Origin of the sequence: Sphingomonas melonis DAPP-PG 224 (assembly GCF_000379045.1) — a bacterium.
GTDB classification, from domain to species: Bacteria; Pseudomonadota; Alphaproteobacteria; order Sphingomonadales; family Sphingomonadaceae; genus Sphingomonas; species Sphingomonas aquatilis.
Genome location: NZ_KB900605.1, coordinates 982,579 through 1,006,767, shown reverse-complemented (window position 1 = coordinate 1,006,767; position 24,189 = coordinate 982,579). Strand labels below are relative to the sequence as shown.

Below are 24,189 nucleotides of genomic sequence, written 5' to 3'. Positions count from 1 at the left end.
GGCGGTACGTTGACGATAGTCCGCGCCGCCGACCTCCCCCTCCACCATTCGGCTAAAGCCGAACGGTCCCCCTCCCCCTGGCGGGGGAGGAATGGGATGGCGCCCTCCCAAAAAAACGCGTAAACCCCTGTCATCCCCGGGGGAGCGCTACCGGGTTCCCATCAAAGTGATACTTTGATGGGGTCCCTATCGGCGCTTGAGAGGCGGCCACGAGGCCGCGACCCGCTGAACCTGATCCGGTTGACACCGGCGGAGGGAGGGAGCGGTCTACACCCGTACACCGCCCGCTCTCCGTATTTGGAGAGCAAGACCCATGGCCGACATCCCCGCGCGCACCGAAATCGGCGTCACCACCGGGCCCATCCGCGGTTCGAAGAAAGTCCACGTCGGCCCGCTCAACGTCGCGATGCGCGAAATCCACCTCGACCCATCGTCGGGCGAGCCCCCCGTCCGCGTCTACGACACCTCCGGCCCCTATACCGACCCCAACGCCCGCATCGACATCATGGCCGGCCTGCCCCAGCTGCGCCGCCAGTGGATCGACGCCCGCGGCGACACAGAGGCGTATGACGGCCGCGCCATCCGCCCCGAAGACAACGGCCAGCTCGGCCCCGACCGGTCCGGCGGCGTGCCCCAATTCCCCCACACCGGCCGCAAGCCGCTCCGCGCCAAGCCCGGCGGCAACCTCAGCCAGATGCACTATGCCCGCCGCGGCATCATCACGCCCGAGATGGAATATGTCGCGACCCGCGAAAACCTCGGCCGCGAACGTCTGCGCGAATACGCCCGCGACGGCGAAAGCTTCGGCGCCGCCATCCCCGATTACGTGACGCCGGAGTTCGTCCGTGACGAGGTCGCCCGCGGCCGCGCGATCATCCCCAACAACGTCAACCACCCCGAATCCGAACCGATGGCGATCGGCCGCAACTTCCTCGTGAAGATCAACGCCAACATCGGCAACAGCGCGGTCGCCAGCAACGTCGCCTCCGAAGTCGACAAGCTCGTCTGGTCGATCCGCTGGGGCGCAGACACGGTCATGGACCTGTCGACGGGCCGCAACATCCACGACACGCGCGAATGGATCATCCGCAACAGCCCCGTGCCGATCGGCACCGTGCCGATCTACCAGGCCTTGGAAAAGGTCGGCGGCATCGCCGAGGATCTGACGTGGGAGATCTTCCGCGACACGCTGATCGAACAGGCCGAACAGGGCGTCGACTATTTCACCATCCACGCCGGCGTCCGCCTGCCCTACATCCCGATGACCGCCAAGCGTGTCACCGGCATCGTCAGCCGCGGCGGCAGCATCATGGCGAAATGGTGCCTCGCGCATCACAAGGAATCGTTCCTCTACGAACGCTTCGACGAGATCACCGAGATCATGAAGGCCTATGACATCGCCTACAGCCTCGGCGATGGCCTGCGCCCCGGATCGATCGCCGACGCGAACGACGAAGCGCAGTTCAGCGAGCTCTACACGCTCGGCGAACTCACCCACCGCGCCTGGGCGCAGGACGTCCAGGTCATGATCGAAGGCCCCGGCCACGTGCCGATGCACAAGATCAAGGCGAACATGGACAAGCAGCTCGAAGCGTGCGGCGAAGCGCCCTTCTATACGCTCGGGCCGCTCACCACGGATATCGCGCCCGGCTACGACCATATCACCAGCGGCATCGGCGCCGCGATGATCGGCTGGTACGGCACAGCGATGCTCTGCTACGTCACGCCCAAGGAGCACCTCGGCCTGCCCGACCGCGACGACGTGAAGGTCGGCGTGGTGACCTACAAGCTCGCCGCCCACGCCGCCGACCTCGCCAAGGGCCACCCCGCCGCCCAGGTCCGCGACGACGCCCTCAGCCGCGCCCGCTTCGAATTCCGCTGGCGCGACCAGTTCAACCTGAGCCTGGACCCGGAAACGGCCGAGCAATACCACGACCAGACGCTCCCCGCGGAAGGCGCCAAGACCGCCCACTTCTGCTCGATGTGCGGCCCCAAGTTCTGCAGCATGAAGATCACGCAAGAGGTGCGCGACTTCGCCGCGAAGCAGAATGCCGGCATCGACACCTTCCTCAATTCCTCCCCGCTCCGCGGGGAGGGGGATCATGCGCAGCATGGTGGAGGGACAGCCCAAAGCGAAACGGACGCCGAAGCCGGCATGGCGGAAATGAGCGAGAAGTTCCGCGAGAAGGGCAGCGAGGTGTATCTGCCAGCGGCCGAGTGATGCGGTGGTTTGGCAGGCGTAGGAGCGACAAGCCCAAGACGCTTGCCGATCTCTCCTATGAATGCTGGCAATGCGAGATCGAACATCGCGGCATGTTCCATCTCGCCTGCCATACCCCTGACCATTGGGAGGGGGATAAGACCCGCGAGTCCAATGCCGCCCTTCGACTGGACGCAGACTTCCTGTCGGAGGATTTTTGCGTCATCGGTGGCGAACACTTCTTCGTCCGCTGCGTGGTCGAAGTGCCGGTCATCGGCAGCGCGGAGAAGTTCGGCTACGGCGTATGGTCGACGTTATCGCGCGCCAATCTCGAAAAATATGTCGCGGGATTCGACAAAGATCGACCCGACGACCTAGGTCCGTGGTGGGGATGGTTTGCCAACAATCTGAAGACATGGCCTGACACGCGCGACACAGGCTGTTGGGTTCACCCCCAGCTGGATCGTCAAAGACCCGTGATCGTGCTGGACGATCCAAACCACCCTCTGTCGATCGCACAAGATGAGGGCATATCCGTCGAGCGCCTGCTGGCGATCTACGCAGCCAACGGCCACGGCCCCAAATGAGTCAAAATCAAAAAGGCGGCCGGCGCTTTCACGCCGACCGCCTATCTTCCAAGTCGCTTCGGGGTTGGCTCGCTTAAAGGCCGATCACGACCATGCGAGCAGCATCACGGTTTTGAACGGCTTCGTCTCTTGTGAAGAAGCCGTCCTTGGACATGGCAAACGCTTGGCCACGGTCATTGGTCAAAAACCAACGCCACATCCAGTTGCGGTCCATGTGCAAGAACCATTCGTGCTGCACCATACGCCTTCTCCAGAAGTTCGTGTGGTGTCATACGCGTAAGGACAAAGCTGCGCGTACTAGGGTTTTCGATGAAGCTTGGTCGCGTCTGGTATCTGGATTTCTCCAACGTCTCCGTAAACAACCAATATCTTTATAGCCACCCGTTAGTCAGCCAAAGCCTTCAGCGCGGCGGAGATGGGGTCATAACAGCGATCGAATAGGCACCTCCATCAGTTGGATCGGCCCGAAGCGATTCGGTCGACTAAAGGAAGCTAACACAATTCATGACGCGAACAAGAGGAGAACGGTTCGCTTTGCGGCAAAGCCGTCTCTCAATAATGATACCGGCACTGCGCCACTTGCAGCACCTGTTCCTCACCACTGCCCGCGACGCGATACACCAATCGGTGCTCGGACGTGATCCGGCGCGACCACCAGCCTGACAGATTGCCGCCGAGCGGCTCGGGCTTGCCCGTCCCCTTGAACGAGTGACGCCGGCATTCCTCGATCAGCGCATTGATCTTGTCAGTAAGCTTCGTATCGCTGCGCTACCAATAACGATAATCGTCCCACGCCGTCAGCTAGGACGACACCCTCACGGGAAAGCGACGCCTCCCTCCCCCGCTTCGAACCCGCGCACCGCCTCCAGCAACCGATCGGCGTTCTTGGGGGATCGCAGCAGGTACAACGTCTCATCAATCGACGCCCATTCGCTCGCCGACACCAGCACCGCGCCTTCGCCGCGTTCCAGCGTGATCGCCAGCGGCGTACAGTCGGCAACGACCCGCTCGATCGCTCCCGCCAGATCGGCACTCACCTCGGAACAACTCATCGCGCGCATACGGCAAATCTGCGCTTCGCCTGCGGCGATGGCAACCCGCCCCCTAATCGACAGCCCATAGGATTCCCCCGCGCCACACCCCGCAGAAAACCGCGCCTTTCCGCCACCCCCTGTCCTACACGCGCAAAACCTGCCCAATGGCGACGCATGTCCCATGCACCCCATCGCTCGCCCCGCCGCCGCAAGGCCGCGCCCCGCAACCCTCTCGATTTTGACACCGTCGAACTCCGCCATCGTCACGATGGCTGGACGCCGCAGCGGCAGGTCGATTTCATCCGCGCGCTCGCCGAATGCGGCTGCGTCGACAGTGCATGCAAGCGCGTCGGGATCAGCACCAGCGCGGCCTATGCGCTGCGCGCGCGCACCGATGCGCAGAGCTTCCGCTTCGCCTGGGATGCCGCGCTCGACCAGGCGATCCAGCGCCTGTCCGACGCCGCCTTTTCCCGCGCGATCCACGGGGTCGCCACGCCGATCTTCTACAAGGGCGAACAGATTGGCGAACGCCGGCGCTATGACGAAAAGCTGACGATGTTCCTGCTGCGCTACCGCGATCCCGTCCGCTACGGCGCGTGGATGGACACGGTGCGCGCCGAGCGTTCGCCCGATGCTGCGACGCTCTGCCTCAACCGCATGATCGATCAGGTCGAGGCGGACGCCTATGCCCGCGAGGCCGGCGACCCGCTGCCGAAACCCTTCGTCCGCTACCAGCCGCCGCGCTTCGTGTCGGAGGCGGAGCAGGATGCGATCGAGGAGCGGGCCGCGGCGGCGCGTGAAGAGGCGGCGCACCGCGCCGAGCTGCGCGCCAGCGACGAAGCGTGGGAGCGCGACCTCGCGGCGATGGGCGACGCCGGCTCGGCGTGATTCCGGACGATGACGTACCGTCCACTTCGTCCACTTCCGCGCGCAATCGGCCCAAGGAAACCGCCTGCCCCCATCCCGTTCGCCCTGGTGAGCAGGTCGCCCAGCCTCCCAGGCTCGGCTGAAACCATCCGGGGGATGGCTTCACCTGCTCACTGTCGAAGGGCGGGTCCGCCCACAGCGTCACGCTTGCGGACAAGCACCCTTCGACAGGCTCAGGGTGAACGGAAGGATGCGGCCATGCCTTGCCTCACGTCGCGGGCAATGCCCAGTCCACCGGCCCGCGGCCGTGCGCGGTCAGGAAGGCGTTCGCCTGGCTGAACGGCTTGCTGCCGAACCAGCCGGTATACGCCGACAGCGGCGACGGGTGCGGCGATCGCAGCACCAGATGCCGCCCGCCGTGCGCCACGTAGGTGACGAACGCCGCCTTCTTCTGCGCATGCGCGCCCCACAGCAGGAACACGACCGGCTCCGGCTTGGCCGCAACCGCGCGGATCACCGCATCGGTGAACGCCTCCCACCCCCGGCCGGCATGCGCCGCGGCGCGTCCGTGCTCGACGGTCAGCACGCTGTTGAGCAGCAGCACGCCCGCCCTCGCCCAGCGCTCCAGATGCCCGTGGCCCGGCGGGGCAACGCCCAGATCGTCGTGCAATTCCTTGAAGATGTTGCGCAGCGACGGCGGCACCTTCACCCCCGGCTGCACCGAAAAGCTCAGGCCATGCGCCTGCCCCGGCCCATGGTACGGGTCCTGCCCCAGGATCACGACCTTCACCGCATCGAGCGGCGTCAGCTCCAGCGCCCGAAACCAGTCGTGCGGCGGCGGCAGGATGGCCTTCCCCGCCGCCTCTTCTGCGGTCAGGAAGCGGCGCAGGTCCGCCATCGCCTCACCCGCCAGGACCGGGTCGAGCGCCGTGCGCCAGCTCGGGTCCAGCCGCCGGCCGATGTCCGCCACGTCCATTCAGCGCTTCCGCACGAACTCGGCGCGCAGCACCAGCCCCTTGATCCCGTCGAACTTGCAGTCGATCTCCTGCGCATCGCCGGTCAATCGGATGCTCTTGATCAGCGTGCCGCGCTTCAGCGTCTGGCCCGCGCCCTTGACGGTCAGGTCCTTGATCAGCGTCACCTGGTCGCCATCGGCCAGCAAATTGCCGACCGCGTCGCGCACCTCGACGGCGCTGTCGCCGCCACCGCCCGCGCCGCCGGACGCGGCCGCCTTCGCCGCCGCGTCGCTGGCGCTGATCCACTCGCCGCTCGCCTCGTCGTACACGAAGCTGTCGTCGTCCTGCATGTCACCCCCGATGTTGGTCGGGGGTGGCCATATCGGCAAAAGCGCGCGGCGTCAGTACAGCCCCGGCACCTCGCGCTGCGCCGGCGTACGGCGTTCGGCCGGCGGCATCAGCGCCTCGCGCTCGGGCACGTCGGTCAGCATCGAGGTGCGCGTCGCGAGCGGGCCGGTTCCGCTGCCCGCATTCGCGCTCGCGCTCGCCGAGGCGGCAATGCGCGTGCAGCTCTTGCCCTGCAGGAAGTCGAGCGCCGCCCGCGTCGATGCCTCGCGCGCATCGCCCATCGGGTACGAAATGTCGTCGCCCGCCTGGCAGGTCGACACCATCGTGCTCGCGAGGCCGTTATAATAGGCCCCCTGCCGCGCCGCATTCTGCAACGCGAAGGCGATCACGCGCAGCCGGTCGTCGCACGACTTCTGGTCCAGCGCGATCTGCCCCACCGGCTTGCCATAGGTGTTGCCGCCGATCAGCCCGTCGTTGGCGCCCAGATAGGGGACGAACGCATTGATGACGAACTCGCTCGCCGATGCGGTGCTACCCGTGCCGATGAAGGCGATCTTGGTCGCCGCGATCGCGTTCGGCTCGGACTGGAACAGATAGGTCGTGTTCTCCGACGCCTTTTCCGGACGGAAGGTCATGTAGCTCATCACGTCGGTCGTCGCGCGGTTGCCACCCAACAGGTTGCTCATGACGACCGCAGTGTCGATAAGGCCACCGCCATTATAGCGCAGGTCGACGACGACGTTGGTAATGCCCGCCGCCTTGAACTGGGCGAAGGCGCTGCGCAGCTGGTCGTTCGCCGTGGTGATGAAGGTGCGCAGGTTCACGTAACCGTAGCGCTGGCCGTTGTCGGTGATGATCTTGACGCCGTACCGGTTGGACACCGGGCTGAGCGTGAAGTCGGTCTTCGTCACCGCCACGGTCCGCGTGCCGCTGGCGTCACGAATCTGGAAATAGCGCTGCGTACCGGTCGTGCTCGGCCCCAGCGAATCGCTCAGCGCGCTGCCGCCGGCATTGTACAGGCTGCTGACGGTCTGCAAATTGCTCGACGACGTGCCGATCGCCAGGATTTCCGCGCCGCGATCGATCCCGGCGTTGAGCGCCGGCGCGCTCTCATAGGCTTCGGTGACGTACAGCCGCCCGGTCGAATCGAGCCCCAGCCGCCAGCCGAAACCCGCGCTGGACCCTTGGCTGTAATAGGCGGTTTCCTGCTGGATCGACGTCAGATAGGTGAAATACCGGTCCTTGCGCTGCGCCCGCGCCGTCGCGGTCAGCGCATCCAGATAATCGTCGACGTTGGTGTAGCCGCTCGGATCCAGGCTGTTCGGCAGGGTATCGTAGAACAGATACCATTCCTTCATCTGCGCCAGCACCCAATCCTGGCGGCTGCGCAGCGAACACCCATTGCTGGCGGTGGGGGTCGGCGTCGCCGTGGATGTTGGAGTCGGCGTGCTTCCCGTCGCTCCGCCGCCGCCCGATCCGCCGTCACCACAGCCCGACAACAGCGCCGCCAGCGCCAGAATCCCAACCCCACGCCGTACGCTCACACGTCTTCTCCCACCCCGAGACCTGTGCAGCCTATGCTTGCGCCGAAAGACACGCAACATGGATCGCAGTAACAACCAATTTAATCTGGATCAGCGTCCTGTCTTGCCGCGGCAGCACGTCGGCGGTACATCTTCGCCGGCCGCGAACAGCAAGGACATCGGCGCTTCCGGTCGAAGTATTCGGCGTCGGTAAACCTTTACGCCGATCGGCGCGCGACTCCCCGATCGGTGGATCGCCACCGGCTCTTGGCGTCCAGTCCCCCTCGGCCTGACGGCCGCCCGATCACCCCAGGCTCTTCGAGGCCTGTTCGAACAGGTCGCGCGACAGGCCGGGGACCGCGACGATCCGCTCAAGCGCCGCCCGCATCGCCGCCGACCGGGTCGAATCGAAGCGCCGCCAGCGCCCCAGCGGCGGCAACAGCTTCGCCGCGGTCTGCGGGTTCAGCTTGTCGAGCTGGATCAGCTGTTCGGCGAGGAAGCGATACCCCGAACCATCCGGTGCGTTGAACGCACGCTGGTTCGCCCCGAACGCCCCGATCAGCGAGCGAGCGCGATTGGGGTTGGCGAGCGTGAAATCGGGATGCCGCGCCAGCTCCTCGACCAGCCGCCCGGTATCGTCACGGCTGGCGAGCGCCTGCGTCTGGAACCATTTGTCGATGACCAGGCTGTTGCCGGCATAGCGGTTGTAGAAGATGTCGAGCGCCGCCTCGCGCTCGTCCGAATAACCGCTCGCCAGCGTCGTCAGCGCCCCCTGCCGATCGGTCATATTGTCGGCGCGCTCGAACTGGCGGAAGGCGAGGCTCGCCGCATCTTCCGCACCGCTCGCGGCGATATAGCCGAGCGCCACATTGCGCAGCCGGCGCAGCCCCTTGGCGACCGGCGTATAGGCATAGGCCTCGCGCGGACCCGCCTCATAGGCATGCCGCCACACATCGGCGAGTTCCGTGCCTAGTGCCCGGCGCAGGCTTTCGCGCGCCGCGAAGATCGCATCGGGATCGACCAGCGCCAGCTGGTCGCCGATGAAGCTTTCGGACGGCAGCAGCACCGCCTCGGCGATGAAGGCGGGATCGAGGTCGCGATTGCCCAGCGTATCGGCAACCGCCGCGATCACCGCAGCATGATCGGCCTGCCCCTCGACCGCGCCCGCGACCAACGTATCGAGCATCAGCTGCTGCATCGCCTCGTAGCGGGCGAACGGATCGTCGTCATGGCCGCTGAGGAAGGCGAGATCGGCGGCGCTGCGATCGCTTTCGACGATTACCGGCGCCGAAAAGCCGCGGTTGATCGACAGGACGGGGCGTTCGGTGACGCCGTCGAACACGATCGTGCTCGCCGCCGCGTCGAGCAGCACCAGCCGCTCCGGCCCGATCGGCTGACCCGTCTCGGCGCCGAACAGGCGGATCTTGAGCGGCAGCACCATCGGCTGCTTCGTCTCCTGCCCCGGTGTCGCGGGGACGTGCTGGGCAAGGCGCAGCGTCGCACGGCCCTCGCCCGCCTCATGGCCCAGACTGGCGGCGACACGCGGCGTGCCGGCCTGGCTGTACCACAAGCGGAACTGGGTAAGATCGATGCCGCTCGCCTCTTCCATGCAGGCGACGAAATCCTCGCACGTCGCCGCCGTCCCGTCGAAGCGGCTGAAATACAGGTCCGTCGCAGCGCGGAACGCCTGGGGCCCCAGGATCGTCGCCATCATGCGGATCAGCTCGGCGCCCTTGTTGTAGATGGTCGCCGTATAGAAGTTGCTGATTTCGAGGTAGCTTTCGGGACGCACCGGATGCGCGAGCGGCCCGGCGTCCTCGGGGAACTGCGCCGCGCGCAGGCCGCGCACATCCTCGATCCGCTTGACCGCCGCCGAACCCTGGTCCGCCGAAAAGCCCTGGTCGCGATAGACGGTGAAACCTTCCTTCAAGGACAGCTGGAACCAGTCGCGGCAGGTGATGCGGTTGCCCGACCAATTGTGGAAATATTCGTGCGCCACCACCGCGGCGATCGCGTCATAATCGTAATCGGTGGCCGTGTCGGGATCGGCGAGGATGTAGCGGCTGTTGAAGATGTTCAGCCCCTTGTTCTCCATCGCGCCGAAGTTGAAATCGTCGACCGCGACGATGTTGAACACGTCGAGGTCGTATTCGCGGCCATAGACGCGTTCGTCCCACGCCATCGACAGCTTCAGCGCATGGAGCGCATGATGCGTCTTGTCGATATCGGCGGCGCGCACCCAGATGCCCAGCGCGACCTCGCGGCCCGATTGCGTGACGAAGCTGCCGCGATTGACCGCCAGATTCCCTGCGACGATCGCGAACAGATAGCTGGGTTTGGGGAAGGGATCGTTCCACTCCGCCCAATGCCGCCCATCCTCCAGGTCGCCGCTCTCGACGGGATCGCCATTGGCGAGCAGCACCGGATAGCGCGCCTTGTCCGCCACCAACCGCACGCTGTAGCGGCTCAGCACGTCGGGCCGATCGGGGAAATAGGTGATCCGGCGAAAGCCTTCCGCCTCGCATTGCGTACACAGGATGCCGCCGCTGGCGTACAGGCCCATCAGCTGCGTGTTGCGTTCGGGGGCGATCTCCACCTCGGTCTCGACCATATGCGCGTCGCCGGGCAGCGGCACGACCAGTTGCTCGCCTTCGATCCGCCAGTCGCGCACCGCGACGCCATCGACGCGCACAGCGAGCAATTCCTGCCCCGCCCCGTCCAGCCGCAGCGGCTGGCCCGCACCGCCATCGGGATTGCGCGTCACCGACAGCGTCGCCGTCACCCGCGTCGCGGCGGCATCCAGATCGAACACCAGCCGCGTTTCGGGCACGGCCCAGGCCGGCGGCCGGTAATCGTGCCGACTGATCGCCGTGGCGGGCGCAGAGACGGCGGGCTGGGCGATGCTGTTGGAAACGTCGAGCATGAGTCCTTTATAGGAGCCCCCACGCCCCCTGCCAGCCATCGCTTGCGGCCTTTTCCGGTATCTTGCCACCCGCGGCGGTGCCGTTACGCTGGTCCGATCGATAGTCGGGACTTTCCAGCATGATCCGTATTTCCGGCGCGCTTGCCGCGCTGACCCTCGTCGCGTCCGCTCCCGCCCAGACCGGCCCTGCCAAGATGGCCGCGGCCGACACCGCAGCCGTCCTGCCGGCCGATCAGGCCGCGATGCGTGCGCACGTGATGTTCCTCGCCTCCGATGCCCTGCGCGGCCGCGAAGCGGGCACGCCGGATTACGACGTCGCGGCGCAGTATGTAGCGGCGCAATTCCAGGCGGCGGGCCTGCGCCCGGCGGGCGATGCCGGCAGCTACCTGCAACACGTGCCGCTGACAATTTACAAGGCTGCCAGCGAAGGCACGATGCGCTGGACCGACGCGGCAGGACGCGCCCGGCCGCTCGTGTTCGACACCGATTACATCCCCAGCCCCAACCCCGCTCGGGCCGAGACCAGCGTCACCGCACCGGTCGTCTTCGCCGGTCGCGGCATCGTCGCGCCGCAATTCGGCGTCGACGACTATCGGGGCATGGACGTGCGCGGCAAGATCGTCGCGATCTTCGCCGGATCGCCGACGCGTTTCCCCGGCGAGGAGCGCGCCTATTTCGGCTCCGCCGCCACCAAGGCGCAGATCGCGGCGGCCCGCGGCGCCATCGGCATCGTCATGCTGGATGCCCCGCGCGCCGGTCCGCGCCAGCGCCCGTTCGCGGCGCTGGTCGGCGGCTATGCCTCGCCCAAGACCACCTGGGCCAAGCCCGACGGCACCGGCACCAGTGCCGCCCCCTCGACCCCGGTGCTCGGTACGCTGAGCCAGGCCGCCGCCGCGACGCTGTTCCAGGGCGCCGCGACGCCCTGGTCCGCGGTCGTCGCCGAAGCGCAGCGCGCCGACCCGACCTACACGCCCGTCGCGCTCAAGGGCACGCTCGCCGCAACGACGCGGACCAGCTTCACCCCCGCCGCCAGCAGCAACGTCGTCGGCATCGTCCCCGGCACCGACCCCACGGTCGGCAAGGAGGTCGTCATTCTGTCGGCGCACCTCGACCATATCGGCGTCTCGCCCGCCCGCCCCGACGACGCGCCCGGCCGCGACCGGATCAACAACGGCGCGCTCGACAATGCGATCGGCATCGCCAGCCTGATCGAAGAGGCCAAGCGCTTCGCCACCGCGCCCACGCGCCCCAGGCGGACGGTGATGTTCCTTGCCGTGACGGGCGAGGAGAAAGGGCTGATCGGATCGAGCTATTTCGTCGATCATCCCACCGTGCCGCTCCAGACGATCGTCGCGGACATCAACCTCGACATGCCCGTGCTGCTCTACACGTTCGAGGATATGATCGCCTTCGGTGCGGACCGTTCCAGCCTCGGCCCGATCGTGACAAAGGCGGTGAACGCGATCGGCATCGGCCTGTCGCCCGATCCGATGCCCGAACAGGGGTTCTTCACCCGTTCGGATCACTTCAACTTCGTCAAGAAGGGCATTCCCTCGCTGTTCCTGTGGCCGGGGGTCAAGGGCGCCGGCGCCAAGCCATTCGAGGATTTCCTGGAGCACTGCTACCATCGTCCCTGCGACGATCACAGCCAGCCGATCCTGTGGGATCAGGGCGTCCGCTTCGTCGCGACCAATTACGCGATCGCCCGCGCCGTCGCCGACGCGCCGCAGCGTCCGACCTGGAACAAGGGCGATTATTTCGGCACCACCTACAACGGCCCGATGGCGCAGTGAGCGCTTCCTCGCTCTCGTCACCCCGGACTCGGTCCGGGGTCCACCGGGCCGCAGGGGAACGGCAAGCGGCGCCAGCCGTCCCCCTAGCCGCAGAGTGGACCCCGGAACGAGTCCGGGGTGACGGAGCATGCGGGGAAACCCCATGCTACTGATCTTCGGCCTCGGCTACACCGCTGCCCGCATCGCCGCCGCCTGGCCGGACGCAACCATCGGCACCACCCGCGATGGCCGAAACAGCACGCTCCGCTTCGACGACGAACCCGCCGTCCGCGCCGCGCTGACCACCGCCACCCACGTCTTGTCCTCGGTCCCGCCGGAGGGGGACGCCGACCCCGTCCTGTCTCGCTACGGCGACGCGCTGCACGACCGCTGGCTCGGCTATCTGTCCTCGACAGGGGTCTATGGCGATGCGGGCGGCGCCTGGGTCGACGAAACCGCCCCCACCGGCACCGGCCGCCGCTCTGCGCGCACCGCCGCCGATGCCGCCTGGCTGTCCCGCGGCGCGCATGTCTTCCGCCTACCCGGCATCTACGGCCCCGGCCGCTCGCCGCTCGAGCGGGTGGCGGAGGGGCGCGCCCATCGTGTCGGCCTGCCGACGCAGGTGTTCAGCCGCGTCCATGTCGACGATATCGTCGCCGGCGTCCTTGCCGCCCGCCACGCCCCGCCGGGCGCCTACAATCTCGCCGACGACCGCCCCTGTCCGCAGGACGACGTGGTCGCCTTCGCCGCCGGGCTGCTCCGCCGTCCGCCGCCACCGATCGTCGCGCTGGAGACGCTCTCGCCGATGGCGCGCGCCTTTTACGCCGAGAACCGCCGCGTCGCGAACGGCAAGGCCAAACGCCTGCTAGGCTGGCGCCCGGCCTATCCCGATTACCGGTTGGGCCTGCGCGCGCTCAACGCGATGACCAGTCCGATACCGGCCAGGCCTGCGCCCGCCGCGGCGAGCGGCGACCAGTGATAATCCTCGAACAGCGTCGACAGCAGCATCGCGATGACGGGGACGATGACGCTGGAATAGGCCGCCTTGGCCGGCCCGATCACGCGCAGCACGCGGTAATAGAGCGGGAAGGCGAAGGCCGAGCCGAACAGCCCCAGGTACAGAATACCCGCCCAATAGCCCGCGCGCATCTCGACCACCGGCGGTCCGGTCAGCGTCCAGGCGACCGCCCCGTCGATCGCCGCCCCGATCAGCATCGCGACCGCCAGCGTCGACAGCATCGGATAGCGTTTCGCGGTCGGCGTCGCCTGCAACACGTTGGCACCGGACGCCGACAGGATCGCGATGGCGGTAAAGCCGATCCCCGCCAGCGTCGCCGCGGCACCCGCCGGTCCGGTCCGCGCCTCGTGCAGGAACAGCAGCGCGATGCCCGCCATCGCCACGGCGGACCCGGCAATCAGCTGCCGACCCATCCGCTGGCCGAGAAACAGGCGCGCCAGCAGCGCATTGGGCACGAGCAGCATCGCGAACACCACCGCGACCAGCCCCGACGTGATGTAATGTTCCGCCCGATAGACGAAGTTGAAGTTCAGGCAGAATTGCAGCAGGCCGACCGCACCGGCGAACACCCAGCCGCGTGTATCGAGCGCCCACCGTTCGCCTTTCACCGTCGCGACCAGCGCCATCGCGATGCCTGCGACGATGAAGCGATACGTCACCGACCAGCTCGGCGGCACGACGCCCAGCTGATCGCGGATTACCAGCCACGTCGATCCCCAGATCAGCGTGACGATCGCGAACGGGATCAGGATCGCGGCCCGGGTCGATTGTGGCGGCGGCGCCCCTCCCGTCACGGTGTCGCTCACAGCGCCGCGATCGCCTTGGCGAGCGCCGCGACATGATCCGCCGCGCTGTCCCACGCCGTCACCAGCCGGATTTCGCCGGGCGCCCAATCGTAGAAGTCGAAGCCCTGCGCCCTCAGCGCCGCTGCTTCCTCGGGCGTAGCGCGCAGGAAGACCTCATTCGCTTCGACCGGGTGGACCAGCCGGCCGCCGGCCGCCGCAGCGAGTGTGCTGGCGCAGGCATTGGCGGCGCGCGCATTCGCCAGCCACAGATCGTCCTCCAGCATCGCGATCACCTGCGCGGCGAGATAGCGCCCCTTCGAAAACAGCAGCCCGGCCCGCTTGCGGCGATAGCGGGTCACGTCGGCAAGGTCCGGGCGGAAGAAGACGAGCAGTTCCGCACTCATCGCACCGTTCTTGACGAAGCCGAAGCTCAGCGCGTCGACGCCCGCTTCCCACGTCACCGCGGCGGGCGTGCAGCCGAGCGTCGCCACCGCATTGGCGAAGCGCGCACCATCCATGTGCAGGCCCAGCCCACGGCGCTTCGCCAGCGCGCCGATCGCCCCCACCTCGTCCGGTGTGTAGACCCGGCCATATTCGGTGGCGTTGGTGATCGAGATCGCATGCGGCTGCACCCGGTGGACGTCGTTGGGGATCGCATCGGCCACCGCCGCGATCGTCTCCGGTGTTACCTTCGCGCCGTCGCCGTCGGCCAGGAACAGCTTGGCGCCGTGGGTGAAGAATTCCGGCGCGCCGCCCTCATCGTTCTGGATATGCGCGTCGCGGTGGCAGATCACCCCGCCATGCGGCGGACACAGCGCGGCGAGCGCGAGGCAGTTGGCCGCGGTCCCGGTCGGCACCCACAAGGCCGCGACATCCGTGCCGAACAGATCGGACAGACGCGCATCAAGGCTGCGCGACAGGCCATCGCCGTCATAGGCGGTGTCGAGATGGTTGGCGTCGGCCATCGCCGCCATCACGCGGGGATGCACGGTCGCGGCATTGTCGGAAAAGAAGCGCATGCCCCTGCCTTGCGGCGCAACGGGGTACAGCGTCAACCATGGCTATCGCATCCCCGCCCGGCCTTGCTAAGTGCTGCTGCAGAAGGGGATTTATAGATGCGTTTTCTTGCTGCAGCCTTGCTGCTCGCCTCCGTCGCCGCGCCGGCCCTCGGCCAGGCGCTGCCGCCGCCCGCCCCGCTGCCCGGCGATGGCGCGGAGGACATGAAGCTCAAGCGCCTGTTTTACGACAGCGACGAACGCGATCTGGCGCTCAACCCGATCAGTGCGATCTTCCGCGGCGACCTGCGCTATGCCGATCGCTTCGGCGATTACATCAGCGATCCCGCGACCGCGCGCGACAAGCGCAACCTCGAATCCGACCTCGCCGTGCTGAAGGCGATCGACCGGTCGAAGCTGACCCGCGTCGACCAGCTCGCCTATGACGTGTTCCGCAATCAGGCGGAGATCAACCTGCGCGGCTATGCCCCTGCGATCCAGGCGGTCGACCGGCTGCTGCCGATGGATCATTTCAGCGGTTTCCAGACCTTCTATCCCGATTTTGCGGGCGGCAAGGGGGCGGCACCGTTCAAGACGGTCACCGATTACGAGAACAATCTGAAGCGCAACGCCGGCTATGCGGCGCTGTACGATCGCGCGATTGCCCGCTTCCGCGAAGGCATGGCGAAAGGCGTCGTCCAGCCGCGGCTGGTCGTCGAGAACATGATCGCGCAGTTCGATGCGCTGATCGCGCAGGGCGTCGAAGGATCGGTCTTCTACGCGCCGGTCACGATGTTCCCCGCCAGCATCTCCGCCGCCGACCGGCAGCGATTGACCGCGGCCTATGCCGCGCAGGTTCGCGACGTCATCACCCCGGCGCACACGCGCATGCGCGATTTCCTGAAGACCGACTATCTGCCCAAGGCGCGCGCGACCGTCGGCCTGTCGGCTCTGCCGGGCGGCGCGGCGCTCTATGCCTATCGTATCGAGCAGAATACGACGCTGCCGCTGGCGGCCGAACAGGTCCACCAATTGGGCCTCAGCGAAGTCGCGCGCATCACGCGTGAGATGGAGGCGCAGAAGACCGCCGCGGGATTCACGGGGACGCTGCCCGCCTTCTTCGACTATCTCCGCACCGAAAAGCGCTTCCAGCCGACCAGTGCCGAAGCGGTCCGCGAAGGCTTTGAAGCGATCGGCAAACGCATCGACGCCCGCGTGCGCGAACAGTTCGGCGTGATCCCCAAGACCCCGCTCGAAATCCGGCCGGTGCCCGATTACCGCGCGAAGAGCGATGCGGCAGGCAGCTATCAGGGCGGCACCCCCGACGGGACGCGGCCGGGCGTCTTCTATTACAACACCTATGACCTGCCGGTCCGCTACACCTGGGGCATGGAGACGCTGTTCCTGCACGAAGCGGTGCCCGGCCATCACTTCCAGATCAGCCTCGCGCAGGAAAATGCCGCGCTGCCCGCCTTCATGCGTTTCGGCGGCAACACCGCCTATGTCGAAGGGTGGGCGCTCTATGCGGAAACGCTGTGGAAGCCGCTGGGCATGGAAACCGATCCCTACCAGCGGATGGGCGGCCTGAACGACGAAATGCTCCGCGCGATGCGCCTCGTCGTCGACACGGGAATCCATGCAAAAGGGTGGAGCCGCGAGCAGGCGATCGATTACATGCTGACCCACTCCGCCATGGCAAAAACGGATGCGACCGCCGAGGTCGAACGCTACATCGCCATCCCGGGGCAAGCGCTCGCCTACAAGATCGGCCAGCTCACCATCCTGAAGCTGAAGGCGGAAGCACAGGCCAAGCAGGGCGCTTCGTTCGACCCGCGCGGCTTCCACGCCGCGGTCCTCGACAGCGGCGCGCTGCCGATGCCCGTGCTGGAGGACAAGGTCCGCGCGTGGATGGCGACGAAGTAATCGATCACCGGACCGGGCCGGGATGATTCTCGGCCAGGAACCGTCCGACCATCTGACGCACCGTCTGATTGGGAATGCCCTCATAGGCCGCATTGAAGTCGTGGCCTCAAAAAGGAGAGATCACCAGTCGGATCGCATTCCCCTGGGCGGCCGAACGCGGCGAATTGGCGGCGGAGGTTATTGGTAGGATCGGATCGTCCTACGCCGCCAGGATCAGCGTCAGCGATAACGGGCTGGCACATCGAACGGCGACCCGAAAAGGCGGGCAGCCATCAGACGGGGTTGCGCGGCAGCATCGATCCTCCGCGTCATCGCCTTAGGAGAAATCCGTAAAGCTGAGGGTTGGGTTAAATCGTCGAAATGCCTTGGGTCGGCAGGATCATTCCCCTTCACCGCCCTCATCACCCCGTGCACGCGGCTCGCGAGGCTCTCGTGGGGCATCTGGTTCGCGGTCGCGGCCAGGCGTGATGCTGATGCTGCCGTCGCGCCCCATCTTCATCTGCAGGCCCAGGCCGTCGAGGGTTCCCTCGACCTCCGGCCCCGCCTGGTCGATCATGTCGCCGACGGGGTCTTCCGGCCCGACGATCGCTTCGGGATCGCTGGCATTCTCCTCGACCACCACCGGTGCCTGTGGCGGCGCGAGACCAAGCGCGGAGACCATGAAGTTTCGCCAGATTTGCGCCGGCACGCCGCCGCCGTGCAGACCAGGATTGGGCGAGCTGTCGTCGTTGCCGACCCAGACGCCGACGACCAGATCGCCGGCAAAGCCGATAAACCACGCATCGCGGCTCTGTTGCGACGTGCCGGTCTTGCCATAAGCGTCCGTGCTCAGCACCGCCTCGCGTCCCGTACCGCGCAGCGACGACGACAACAGGTCGAGCATCTTCTCGCGGATGTCGTCGGGCATCTTGGTGGTGCCGCCGGTCAGCGATTCGTACCAGCTCTTGTTGTCGCCCGTTTCCTCCAGCCCGCGCGGACGCACCGGATATTGGCCGTTGGCGATGGCGGCATAGGCCGCGGTCAGTTCGAGCAACGAGACTTCGGCCGTGCCGAGGCCGATCGTCGCCTCGTTCGGGATCGGCGTCGTGATGCCCAGGTCCCGCGCCGCCTTGATGACGTTGCGCACGCCGACCTCCTGCGTCAGCCGTGCCGCGACCACGTTGGACGAACGCGCGAAGGCCCGGCGCAGCGGGATGGGGCCCAGATAGCGCCCATCGTCGTTCTTCGGCTTCCACCCGGCGATCTCGACCGGCGTATCGTCCGCCATCGTGTCGGGCGTCATGCCCTTCCGCATCGCGGCGAGGTAGACGAACAGTTTGAACGTCGATCCGGGCTGTCGCTGCGCCTGCGTCGCCCGGTTGAACGGGCTCTTGGTGTAATCCTTGCCCCCGACCATCGCGACGACGCGGCCGTCGCGACGCATCGCGACCAGCGCCACCTGCGCCTGCCGCAGCCCTGCCTGCCGCACGACACGTTCGGCGGTGCGCTGCAACCGGCGGTCCAGCGTCGTCTTCACCGTCGCTTCGGTCTTGATCTCGCCCGCCTGGTCGCGCGCCTGCGGCAGCACCCAGTCGGCAAAATAGGTGCCGCTGGGCAGGCTCGTCGGGCGGCTCGCCAGCACGCGCTGCGGCTGGACATCGGCGGCTTCGGCCTTGGTCAGGAAACCCGCATCCGCCATCGCGCGAACGACGACCATCTCACGCTTGCGCGCACCTTCCAGGTTGCTGGTGGGGGCAAGGCGAGACGGCGCCTTGACCAGCCCCGCCAGCATCGCCGCCTGCCCAATATTCATCTTTTCCGGTTCGCGGCCGAAATAATGTTTCGACGCCGCGCGCAGGCCATAGACGTTGTCGCCGAAATAGACGTTCGACAGATAACGCGACAGGATTTCATCCTTCGACAGCCACGCTTCCAACCAAAAGGCGATCATGACCTCGCGGATTTTGCGCGCCGCGGTGCGGTCTGAGTCGAGAAAGGCGTTCTTGGCGAGCTGCTGGGTGATCGTGCTGCCCCCCTCCCGCACCCCGCCCGATCCGACGTTGTGGACGAAAGCGCGCAGGATGCCGCGCGGATCGATGCCCCAGTGCGACCGGAAGCGACGGTCCTCGATCGCAAGGAACGCCTCGGTAACGTGCGGGGGCAGCTTGGCGGCGTCGACGGGCTTGTCGATGATCGCTCCCCGCCGGGCGATCGGCGTGCCGTCGTCCGCGGTCAGCGTAATCGACGGCGGGGTCGGCGGCTGCAACGACTTGCTCAGCGGCGCGGTCACGGCGAGCCAGCCGATCGCGATGACCAGCAGGACGATGCCCGCGGCGATACCGCGCAGAATCCAGCGGCCGATATGGCGAGGCCGACGGGGCGGCTGCTCTGCCGCGGCGTCCTGTTCGGAATCGAGGAAGGCGTCGAACCGCCCGGCGTACCGATCCTCGTCCGGCGCCCGCGCCTCTTCGCGACGCCAGCGCGGCGCCGATTCGAAGCGGTCCTCCCCGTCGTCGAGGTCGTAGCGCTGGCCGATGCTGCCGCGGCGGTTGGTATCGATCGGTTCGTGACGCATCGGCTCGTCCCAGCGGTCAGCCATGACGTGTATTACTATCCTATAACAGCACGCGCAAGGGCCGGACGCTGTGGGGGAGGTGCAGGCCCATTTACCCTTTTGCAGGCGCGAACGCCAGCGGCTGGCGCAGGCCCGCGGGGAGCGCTATCGCGGGGCCATGACCCAGCAGCCCTCCTCACCCCCGCTCGTCGTCGGTATCGGCGGCACGATCGGCGGAGTTTCCTCGACCGAGCGCGCGCTGCGCATCGCGCTCGACGCGGCGGAACGCGAGGGCTTTGCAACGCGGATGTTCGGTGGCGCCGACATGGCGCGCCTGCCGCTCTACGATCCGCGCGCGACGAGCCGGACGGAGGACGAACAGGCGTTCGTCGCCGCGGTGCGCGGTGCATCGGCGGTCATCATCGCCAGCCCCGGCTATCACGGCAGCATCTCGGGCGTGGTCAAGAACGCGCTCGATCTACTGGAAGAAACCGCGCGCGACGAACGCCCCTATCTCGCCGACCTGCCCGTGGGGCTGATCGCCACCGCTTATGGCTGGCAGGCGACGGGGTCGACGATTGCGGCGCTACGCTCGATCGTCCATGCCCTGCGCGGCTGGCCGACGCCCTTTGCCGCGGCGATCAACACGCAGATCACCAAATTCGACGACGAAGGCGGCGCGAGCGATCCCGCAGTCTACGATCAGCTGTGCCTGATCGGTCGTCAGGTCGCGCGCTTCGCACCGCTGGTAGCGCCGCGATAAAGCCGATCAGCGCAGGCTGACCTGCAGCCCGTCCATCACGAACTGTACCGCCAGCGCCGCCAGTAGCACACCGAGCAGACGCGTGATCACCGCCTCGATCCGCGTGCCGAGCAGCCGCATCAGCGGCCCCGCGGCGAGCAGCGCGACCAGCGTAAGCAGCAGGATCGTCACCATCGCGGCCAGCACGACCAGCGTCGCTTCCAGCCCGTTCGTACGCGCCATCAGCAGCATCACGGTCGCGATCGATCCCGGCCCGGCGATCATCGGCATCGCCATCGGGAAAATCGACACGTCTTCCACTTCCGGATCGGCGGCGACCTCCGCGGCGCGATCCTCGCGGCGTTGCGTGCGCTTCTCGAACACCATTTCGAGCGCGATCAGGAACAGCATGATGCCGCCCGCGATCCGGAAGCTCGCCAGGCTGATGCCCAGGCCGCGGAGCAGTTTCTCTCCGAACAGCGCGAAGACGAACAGGATCGCGCTTGCCACGCCGACCGCACGGATGGCCATACTGCGGCGTTGCAGCGGCGACGCGCCCGACGACAAGCCGGCATAGATGGGTGCGCACCCCGGCGGGTCGATCACCACGAAGAAGGTGATGAGCGACGAGACGAACAGCTCGATCACGATGCGACGCTCACGCCCTCGCGGCGGCAGGCGGATATGTACGTGTTGCGGATCAGACAGGCGATCGTCATCGGCCCGACGCCGCCGGGGACCGGCGTGATGGCGCCAGCCACGTCCTTGGCGGCGGCGAAGTCGACGTCGCCGACCAGCCCCGTCTCGGTCCGGTTGATGCCCACGTCGATCACCGTCGCGCCCGGCTTGATCCAGTCGCCCTTGATGAAATGGGGAATGCCCACCGCCGCGACGACGATATCGGCGGCCCGGCAATGCGCCGCGACATCGCGCGTGCGGCTGTGGACGACGGTGACGGTGCAGCTCTGCTGCAACAACAGCTGCGCCATCGGCTTGCCGACGATGTTCGACCGACCGACGACCACCGCCTCCATGCCCGACAGGCTGGGATGGATGTCGCGCAGCAGCATCAGACAGCCCAGCGGCGTGCAGGGCACGAACCCTTCCGCCCCGATCGCGAGGCGTCCCGCGTTGACCGGGTGGAAACCGTCGACGTCCTTGTCCGGATCGATCGCGAGCAGCACCGCTTCGGCATCGATATGCTTCGGCAGGGGCAGCTGAACGAGGATGCCGTCGACGGTCGGATCGGCATTCAGCCGCCGTACCAGAGCCAATAGAGCATCCGCATCCGTGTCGGCGGGCAGGCGATGCTCGAAGCTCTCCATCCCGGCCTCACGCGTCGCCTTGCCTTTGGAGCGGACATAGACCGACGACGCCGGATCCTCGCCGACCAGGACGACGGCTAGGCCGGGCGCCCGGCCGGTCGCGTCGCGGAAGGCGGCGACATGCGCGGCGGTGCGGGTACGGAGCGCAAGGGCGTGCGCCTTGCCGTCGATGATCGTGGCGGTCATGGCGCCACGTCATAGAGGGCGGCAGCGGTTTTCGCCAGCACGGCCGCGTCCCCCGCAACATGCAGCCGCTTCAATCGCGCGGTGTCTCCGCCGATGAGCACGACCGCGCGCTTCGGAACGCCGAACCGGTCCGCCACCAGCGCAAGGAGCGCCGCATTCGCCTTGCCGTCGACCGGTGCGGCGGCCAGTCGCGCGGCAAAATGATCTTCGGTGCCAGCCAGTAAGGCATCGCGCCCGCTACGGGGTGTCACTCGAATGGCAAGGACAATGCCGTCGTCGCGCACCGTCCAGGCGGGCATCGGCGACGCCTCAGGCCGCGCCGTTGGTCAGGATCGCAGCGGCGATGTTGGGGAGGAGGACGGAGTCCAGGATGCGGATGATGATTAGCACCGCGAGCGGCGCCAGATCGATTCCATTTATGTTGGGCAGAACGCGGCGGAGCGGGCGGTAGAGCGGCTCCGTCAGCGAATCGAGCCCGTAGTGCAGCGAGCGCACGAAATTGTTCGACGTGTTGATGACGTTGAACACGATCAGCAGCGACAGCACGAACTGGACCATGATGATCCACCACAGCACGTCGAGCAGGATCATGATGATCTGAATCAGGGAAAGCGCGACCACGCCTGGGCTCCGGATTATGGGTAGAAGCCGGACCTAGCGATTAAACCCGGCGCGGCCAAGCGCTGTCGGTCAGGCGTGGACCAACGTCCCCGCGCCCGCCGAGGTGAAGATTTCGAGCAGCATCGCATGCGGCACCCGCCCGTCGAGGATCACCGCGGCGTCCACCCCCGCCTCGACCGCGGCGACGCAGGTATCCACCTTGGGGATCATCCCGCCCGAGATCGTGCCGTCCGCCTTCAGCGCCGTGATGCCCGCGGGGTCGAGGTCGGTGAGCAGCATCTTGTCCTTGTCCAGCACGCCCGCGACGTCGGTGAGCAGGAAGAAGCGCGAGGCACCCAGCGCCGCGGCGATCGCGCCCGCCATCGTATCGGCGTTGATATTGTAGGTGTGCCCGTCCGCACCCAGGGCGATCGGCGCGACGACGGGGATGATGCCGCTGGCCGACAGCGTGTCGATGATCGTGCGGTCGACCGCCACCGGTTCGCCGACGAAGCCCAGATCGACGTGACGCTCGATCCCCTGCAACGTATCGGGCGTGTCGCGCCCGACCTTCATCGCGGTGACGAGGTTCGCGTCCTTGCCCGAAATGCCGACCGCGCGGCCGCCCGCCTGCCCGATCCAGGCGACGATTTCCTTGTTGATCGATCCCGCCAGCACCATTTCGGCGATGCGGGCGGTTTCGGCGTCGGTGACGCGCAGGCCGTCGATGAAGCGCGATTCGACGCCCAGCCGCTTCAGCATCGCGCCGATCTGCGGCCCGCCGCCGTGAACGACGACGGGATTGATGCCGACCGCCTTCAACAGCACGACGTCTTCGGCGAAATCGCGCGCCAGTTCCGGATCGCCCATCGCATGGCCGCCGTATTTCACGACGAAGGTCTGACCGGCATAGCGCTGCAGATAGGGCAGGGCCTCGGTCAGCGTTTCGGCCTTGGCGAGCAGGGCAGCGGTGGCGGCGGAGTCGGTCATGCGGCGGCCTTTAGCGGTCCAAGGACGGTCCTCATAGTCCTGCCGCCGTGCGACAGAGTCGTGGCGGGCCATGACGGGCGGCGTCGCTGGCCGCCCCCTCCGTCAGCTTCGCTGCCACCTCCCCCTGGCGGGGGAGGACTTGGGGGACTTAGGCGTGGCGGTCGAGCCGTTTGCCGAGGCCGACGAACACGTAGATCAGCGGCGGCACGAGGAGCGCCGAGAGCACGACCTTGACGATCATCTGCCCGGCCAGCAGCTCGCCGATCGGGAAGACGCCGGCGAAGGCGATGGTGACGAACAGCAAGGTATCGACGATCTGGCTGAGCATGCTGGCGATGCCGGCACGCAGCCAGAGGAGGCCGCCGCCCTCGCGCCCCTTCAGCGCCGCGAAGATCGTGACGTTCAGCGTTTGCGAGATGCCATAGGCGACGATCCCGCCCAGCCAGATGCGCCACGTACCACCGAGCACGAGCTGGATCGCATCGCGATTGGCCGGCTGCATCTCGGGCGCGGCGGGCAGCGCATGGACGATGAACGACAGCAGGATCGAGACGATCAGCGGCACGAAGCCGATCTGCACCAGCCGGTTGGCGATGCTGCGCCCGTGCAGTTCCGCCATCGCGCTGGAGGTGACGACGAGCAGCAGGAAGGCGAAGATTCCCGCCTCCACCGCCAGCGGCCCCAGCCCGACCAGCGGACCAAGCGCGGACAACGGCCCTAGCGCCACCTGCTTGTTGCCGAGCACGCCCGCGATGCAGACCATGCCGCCGTAGAAGATCGAAAAGGCGAAGAGCGAGCGCGGGATCGGCGCGGCGTGGGTGTCGTCCATCGCGCGGACCCTATCGGCTTTGGCGCGCGCGTCAAAGGGAATGGCGCGTGTGA

General features: G+C 67.1%; 22 protein-coding genes and 1 pseudogene. 7 read left to right on the top strand and 16 right to left on the bottom strand.

What is annotated here, in order from left to right; genetic code table 11:
• Positions 1-313: 313 nt before the first annotated feature.
• Together thiC and SPHME3_RS0105020 are read left to right on the top strand one after the other, a co-directional pair.
• Positions 314-2,221 carry a phosphomethylpyrimidine synthase ThiC gene (gene thiC, locus SPHME3_RS0105025; protein WP_017980369.1) on the top strand — a complete coding sequence of 636 codons (1,908 nt, stop codon included), beginning with the start codon at positions 314-316 and terminating at the stop codon, positions 2,219-2,221.
• Positions 2,221-2,787, top strand: a complete 567-nt coding sequence (locus tag SPHME3_RS0105020) for a DUF2199 domain-containing protein (RefSeq protein ID WP_017980370.1) — start codon at positions 2,221-2,223, stop codon at positions 2,785-2,787. Before thiC ends, SPHME3_RS0105020 begins: the two co-directional genes overlap by 1 nt.
• Positions 2,788-2,860: 73 nt before the next feature.
• Here the strand turns inward: SPHME3_RS0105020 and SPHME3_RS21290 are convergent, their stop codons facing one another.
• From SPHME3_RS21290 to SPHME3_RS0105010, 3 genes and pseudogenes are all read right to left on the bottom strand, one after another.
• Positions 2,861-3,028, bottom strand: a complete 168-nt coding sequence (locus SPHME3_RS21290; protein WP_017980371.1) for a hypothetical protein — start codon at positions 3,026-3,028, stop codon at positions 2,861-2,863.
• Between the two features lie 311 nt (positions 3,029-3,339).
• Positions 3,340-3,540, bottom strand: a pseudogene (locus tag SPHME3_RS20630) (Txe/YoeB family addiction module toxin); the annotation flags it as partial.
• A gap of 62 nt (positions 3,541-3,602) precedes the next feature.
• Positions 3,603-3,839, bottom strand: coding sequence for a type II toxin-antitoxin system Phd/YefM family antitoxin (locus SPHME3_RS0105010; protein WP_231376742.1), 237 nt, complete (start codon positions 3,837-3,839; stop codon positions 3,603-3,605).
• Positions 3,840-3,995: 156 nt separating this feature from the next.
• Between SPHME3_RS0105010 and SPHME3_RS0105005 the strand changes: the two genes are divergently transcribed.
• Positions 3,996-4,709 (top strand): hypothetical protein, encoded by a 714-nt coding sequence (locus tag SPHME3_RS0105005; protein ID WP_017980373.1) that lies wholly within the window; start codon positions 3,996-3,998, stop codon positions 4,707-4,709.
• A 247-nt stretch (positions 4,710-4,956) separates the two neighbouring features.
• On the opposite strand, the gene ung is transcribed toward SPHME3_RS0105005, so the two are convergent.
• The 4 genes from ung to pepN form a co-directional block, all read right to left on the bottom strand.
• A complete protein-coding gene (gene ung / locus SPHME3_RS0105000) occupies positions 4,957-5,664 on the bottom strand; it encodes a uracil-DNA glycosylase (protein ID WP_017980374.1) in 708 nt (235 codons plus the stop codon).
• A complete protein-coding gene (locus tag SPHME3_RS0104995) occupies positions 5,665-5,994 on the bottom strand; it encodes an alkylphosphonate utilization protein (protein ID WP_017980375.1) in 330 nt (109 codons plus the stop codon). It abuts the gene before it with no gap.
• Positions 5,995-6,045: 51 nt separating this feature from the next.
• The gene (locus SPHME3_RS0104990) at positions 6,046-7,362 is read right to left on the bottom strand and encodes a S41 family peptidase (RefSeq protein WP_017980376.1); all 1,317 of its coding nucleotides are present in this window, start codon (positions 7,360-7,362) and stop codon (positions 6,046-6,048) included.
• A gap of 457 nt (positions 7,363-7,819) precedes the next feature.
• On the bottom strand, positions 7,820-10,438 hold the full coding sequence (gene pepN / locus SPHME3_RS0104985; RefSeq protein ID WP_017980377.1) for an aminopeptidase N: 2,619 nt from the start codon (positions 10,436-10,438) through the stop codon (positions 7,820-7,822).
• Between the two features lie 119 nt (positions 10,439-10,557).
• Between pepN and SPHME3_RS0104980 the strand changes: the two genes are divergently transcribed.
• Positions 10,558-12,231: a M28 family metallopeptidase gene (locus tag SPHME3_RS0104980; RefSeq protein WP_017980378.1), complete on the top strand. Its 1,674-nt coding sequence runs from the start codon at positions 10,558-10,560 to the stop codon at positions 12,229-12,231.
• Between the two features lie 142 nt (positions 12,232-12,373).
• Positions 12,374-13,189: a Rossmann-fold NAD(P)-binding domain-containing protein gene (locus SPHME3_RS20625; protein ID WP_017980379.1), complete on the top strand. Its 816-nt coding sequence runs from the start codon at positions 12,374-12,376 to the stop codon at positions 13,187-13,189.
• On the opposite strand, the gene SPHME3_RS0104970 is transcribed toward SPHME3_RS20625, so the two are convergent.
• Both SPHME3_RS0104970 and SPHME3_RS0104965 read right to left on the bottom strand, forming a co-directional pair.
• Complete coding sequence (locus SPHME3_RS0104970; RefSeq protein WP_017980380.1) at positions 13,102-14,034, bottom strand: DMT family transporter; 933 nt, start codon at positions 14,032-14,034, stop codon at positions 13,102-13,104. The genes SPHME3_RS20625 and SPHME3_RS0104970 overlap by 88 nt on opposite strands.
• Complete coding sequence (locus SPHME3_RS0104965; protein ID WP_017980381.1) at positions 14,031-15,032, bottom strand: threonine aldolase family protein; 1,002 nt, start codon at positions 15,030-15,032, stop codon at positions 14,031-14,033. Before SPHME3_RS0104965 ends, SPHME3_RS0104970 begins: the two co-directional genes overlap by 4 nt.
• Before the next feature lie 96 nt (positions 15,033-15,128).
• On the opposite strand from SPHME3_RS0104965, the gene SPHME3_RS0104960 reads away from it, so the two are divergent.
• Positions 15,129-16,931: a DUF885 domain-containing protein gene (locus tag SPHME3_RS0104960; protein ID WP_018250593.1), complete on the top strand. Its 1,803-nt coding sequence runs from the start codon at positions 15,129-15,131 to the stop codon at positions 16,929-16,931.
• A gap of 379 nt (positions 16,932-17,310) precedes the next feature.
• On the opposite strand, the gene SPHME3_RS0104955 is transcribed toward SPHME3_RS0104960, so the two are convergent.
• Positions 17,311-19,509, bottom strand: coding sequence for a transglycosylase domain-containing protein (locus tag SPHME3_RS0104955; protein WP_017980383.1), 2,199 nt, complete (start codon positions 19,507-19,509; stop codon positions 17,311-17,313).
• A 133-nt stretch (positions 19,510-19,642) separates the two neighbouring features.
• Here SPHME3_RS0104955 and SPHME3_RS0104950 point away from each other — a divergent pair, with 133 nt between their 5' ends.
• Positions 19,643-20,227, top strand: coding sequence for an NADPH-dependent FMN reductase (locus SPHME3_RS0104950; protein WP_017980384.1), 585 nt, complete (start codon positions 19,643-19,645; stop codon positions 20,225-20,227).
• A gap of 6 nt (positions 20,228-20,233) precedes the next feature.
• Here SPHME3_RS0104950 and SPHME3_RS0104945 read toward each other — a convergent pair whose 3' ends face one another.
• From SPHME3_RS0104945 to SPHME3_RS0104920, 6 genes are all read right to left on the bottom strand, one after another.
• Positions 20,234-20,854 carry a MarC family protein gene (locus SPHME3_RS0104945; RefSeq protein WP_017980385.1) on the bottom strand — a complete coding sequence of 207 codons (621 nt, stop codon included), beginning with the start codon at positions 20,852-20,854 and terminating at the stop codon, positions 20,234-20,236.
• Positions 20,851-21,717, bottom strand: a complete 867-nt coding sequence (folD, locus tag SPHME3_RS0104940) for a bifunctional methylenetetrahydrofolate dehydrogenase/methenyltetrahydrofolate cyclohydrolase FolD (RefSeq protein ID WP_017980386.1) — start codon at positions 21,715-21,717, stop codon at positions 20,851-20,853. The genes SPHME3_RS0104945 and folD overlap by 4 nt, the downstream gene beginning before the upstream one ends.
• Positions 21,714-22,016 carry a DUF167 domain-containing protein gene (locus tag SPHME3_RS0104935; RefSeq protein WP_017980387.1) on the bottom strand — a complete coding sequence of 101 codons (303 nt, stop codon included), beginning with the start codon at positions 22,014-22,016 and terminating at the stop codon, positions 21,714-21,716. Before SPHME3_RS0104935 ends, folD begins: the two co-directional genes overlap by 4 nt.
• A 10-nt stretch (positions 22,017-22,026) precedes the next feature.
• Positions 22,027-22,338, bottom strand: coding sequence for a YggT family protein (locus tag SPHME3_RS0104930; RefSeq protein WP_017980388.1), 312 nt, complete (start codon positions 22,336-22,338; stop codon positions 22,027-22,029).
• 69 nt (positions 22,339-22,407) lie between these two features.
• Positions 22,408-23,307, bottom strand: a complete 900-nt coding sequence (gene argB, locus SPHME3_RS0104925; RefSeq protein WP_017980389.1) for an acetylglutamate kinase — start codon at positions 23,305-23,307, stop codon at positions 22,408-22,410.
• A 148-nt stretch (positions 23,308-23,455) separates the two neighbouring features.
• Positions 23,456-24,136: a queuosine precursor transporter gene (locus SPHME3_RS0104920; protein WP_017980390.1), complete on the bottom strand. Its 681-nt coding sequence runs from the start codon at positions 24,134-24,136 to the stop codon at positions 23,456-23,458.
• Positions 24,137-24,189 lie beyond the last annotated feature (53 nt).

Coding starts and splice junctions, on each gene's coding strand:
- thiC (WP_017980369.1), top strand. CDS start 314: ATGGCCGACATCCCCGCGCGCACCGAAATCGGCGTCACCACCGGGCCC.
- SPHME3_RS0105020 (WP_017980370.1), top strand. CDS start 2,221: ATGCGGTGGTTTGGCAGGCGTAGGAGCGACAAGCCCAAGACGCTTGCC.
- SPHME3_RS21290 (WP_017980371.1), bottom strand. CDS start 3,028: ATGGTGCAGCACGAATGGTTCTTGCACATGGACCGCAACTGGATGTGG.
- SPHME3_RS0105010 (WP_231376742.1), bottom strand. CDS start 3,839: ATGAGTTGTTCCGAGGTGAGTGCCGATCTGGCGGGAGCGATCGAGCGG.
- SPHME3_RS0105005 (WP_017980373.1), top strand. CDS start 3,996: ATGTCCCATGCACCCCATCGCTCGCCCCGCCGCCGCAAGGCCGCGCCC.
- ung (WP_017980374.1), bottom strand. CDS start 5,664: ATGGACGTGGCGGACATCGGCCGGCGGCTGGACCCGAGCTGGCGCACG.
- SPHME3_RS0104995 (WP_017980375.1), bottom strand. CDS start 5,994: ATGCAGGACGACGACAGCTTCGTGTACGACGAGGCGAGCGGCGAGTGG.
- pepN (WP_017980377.1), bottom strand. CDS start 10,438: ATGCTCGACGTTTCCAACAGCATCGCCCAGCCCGCCGTCTCTGCGCCC.
- SPHME3_RS0104980 (WP_017980378.1), top strand. CDS start 10,558: ATGATCCGTATTTCCGGCGCGCTTGCCGCGCTGACCCTCGTCGCGTCC.
- SPHME3_RS20625 (WP_017980379.1), top strand. CDS start 12,374: ATGCTACTGATCTTCGGCCTCGGCTACACCGCTGCCCGCATCGCCGCC.
- SPHME3_RS0104965 (WP_017980381.1), bottom strand. CDS start 15,032: ATGCGCTTCTTTTCCGACAATGCCGCGACCGTGCATCCCCGCGTGATG.
- SPHME3_RS0104960 (WP_018250593.1), top strand. CDS start 15,129: ATGCGTTTTCTTGCTGCAGCCTTGCTGCTCGCCTCCGTCGCCGCGCCG.
- SPHME3_RS0104955 (WP_017980383.1), bottom strand. CDS start 19,509: ATGGCTGACCGCTGGGACGAGCCGATGCGTCACGAACCGATCGATACC.
- SPHME3_RS0104950 (WP_017980384.1), top strand. CDS start 19,643: ATGACCCAGCAGCCCTCCTCACCCCCGCTCGTCGTCGGTATCGGCGGC.
- folD (WP_017980386.1), bottom strand. CDS start 21,717: ATGACCGCCACGATCATCGACGGCAAGGCGCACGCCCTTGCGCTCCGT.
- SPHME3_RS0104935 (WP_017980387.1), bottom strand. CDS start 22,016: ATGCCCGCCTGGACGGTGCGCGACGACGGCATTGTCCTTGCCATTCGA.
- argB (WP_017980389.1), bottom strand. CDS start 23,307: ATGACCGACTCCGCCGCCACCGCTGCCCTGCTCGCCAAGGCCGAAACG.
- SPHME3_RS0104920 (WP_017980390.1), bottom strand. CDS start 24,136: ATGGACGACACCCACGCCGCGCCGATCCCGCGCTCGCTCTTCGCCTTT.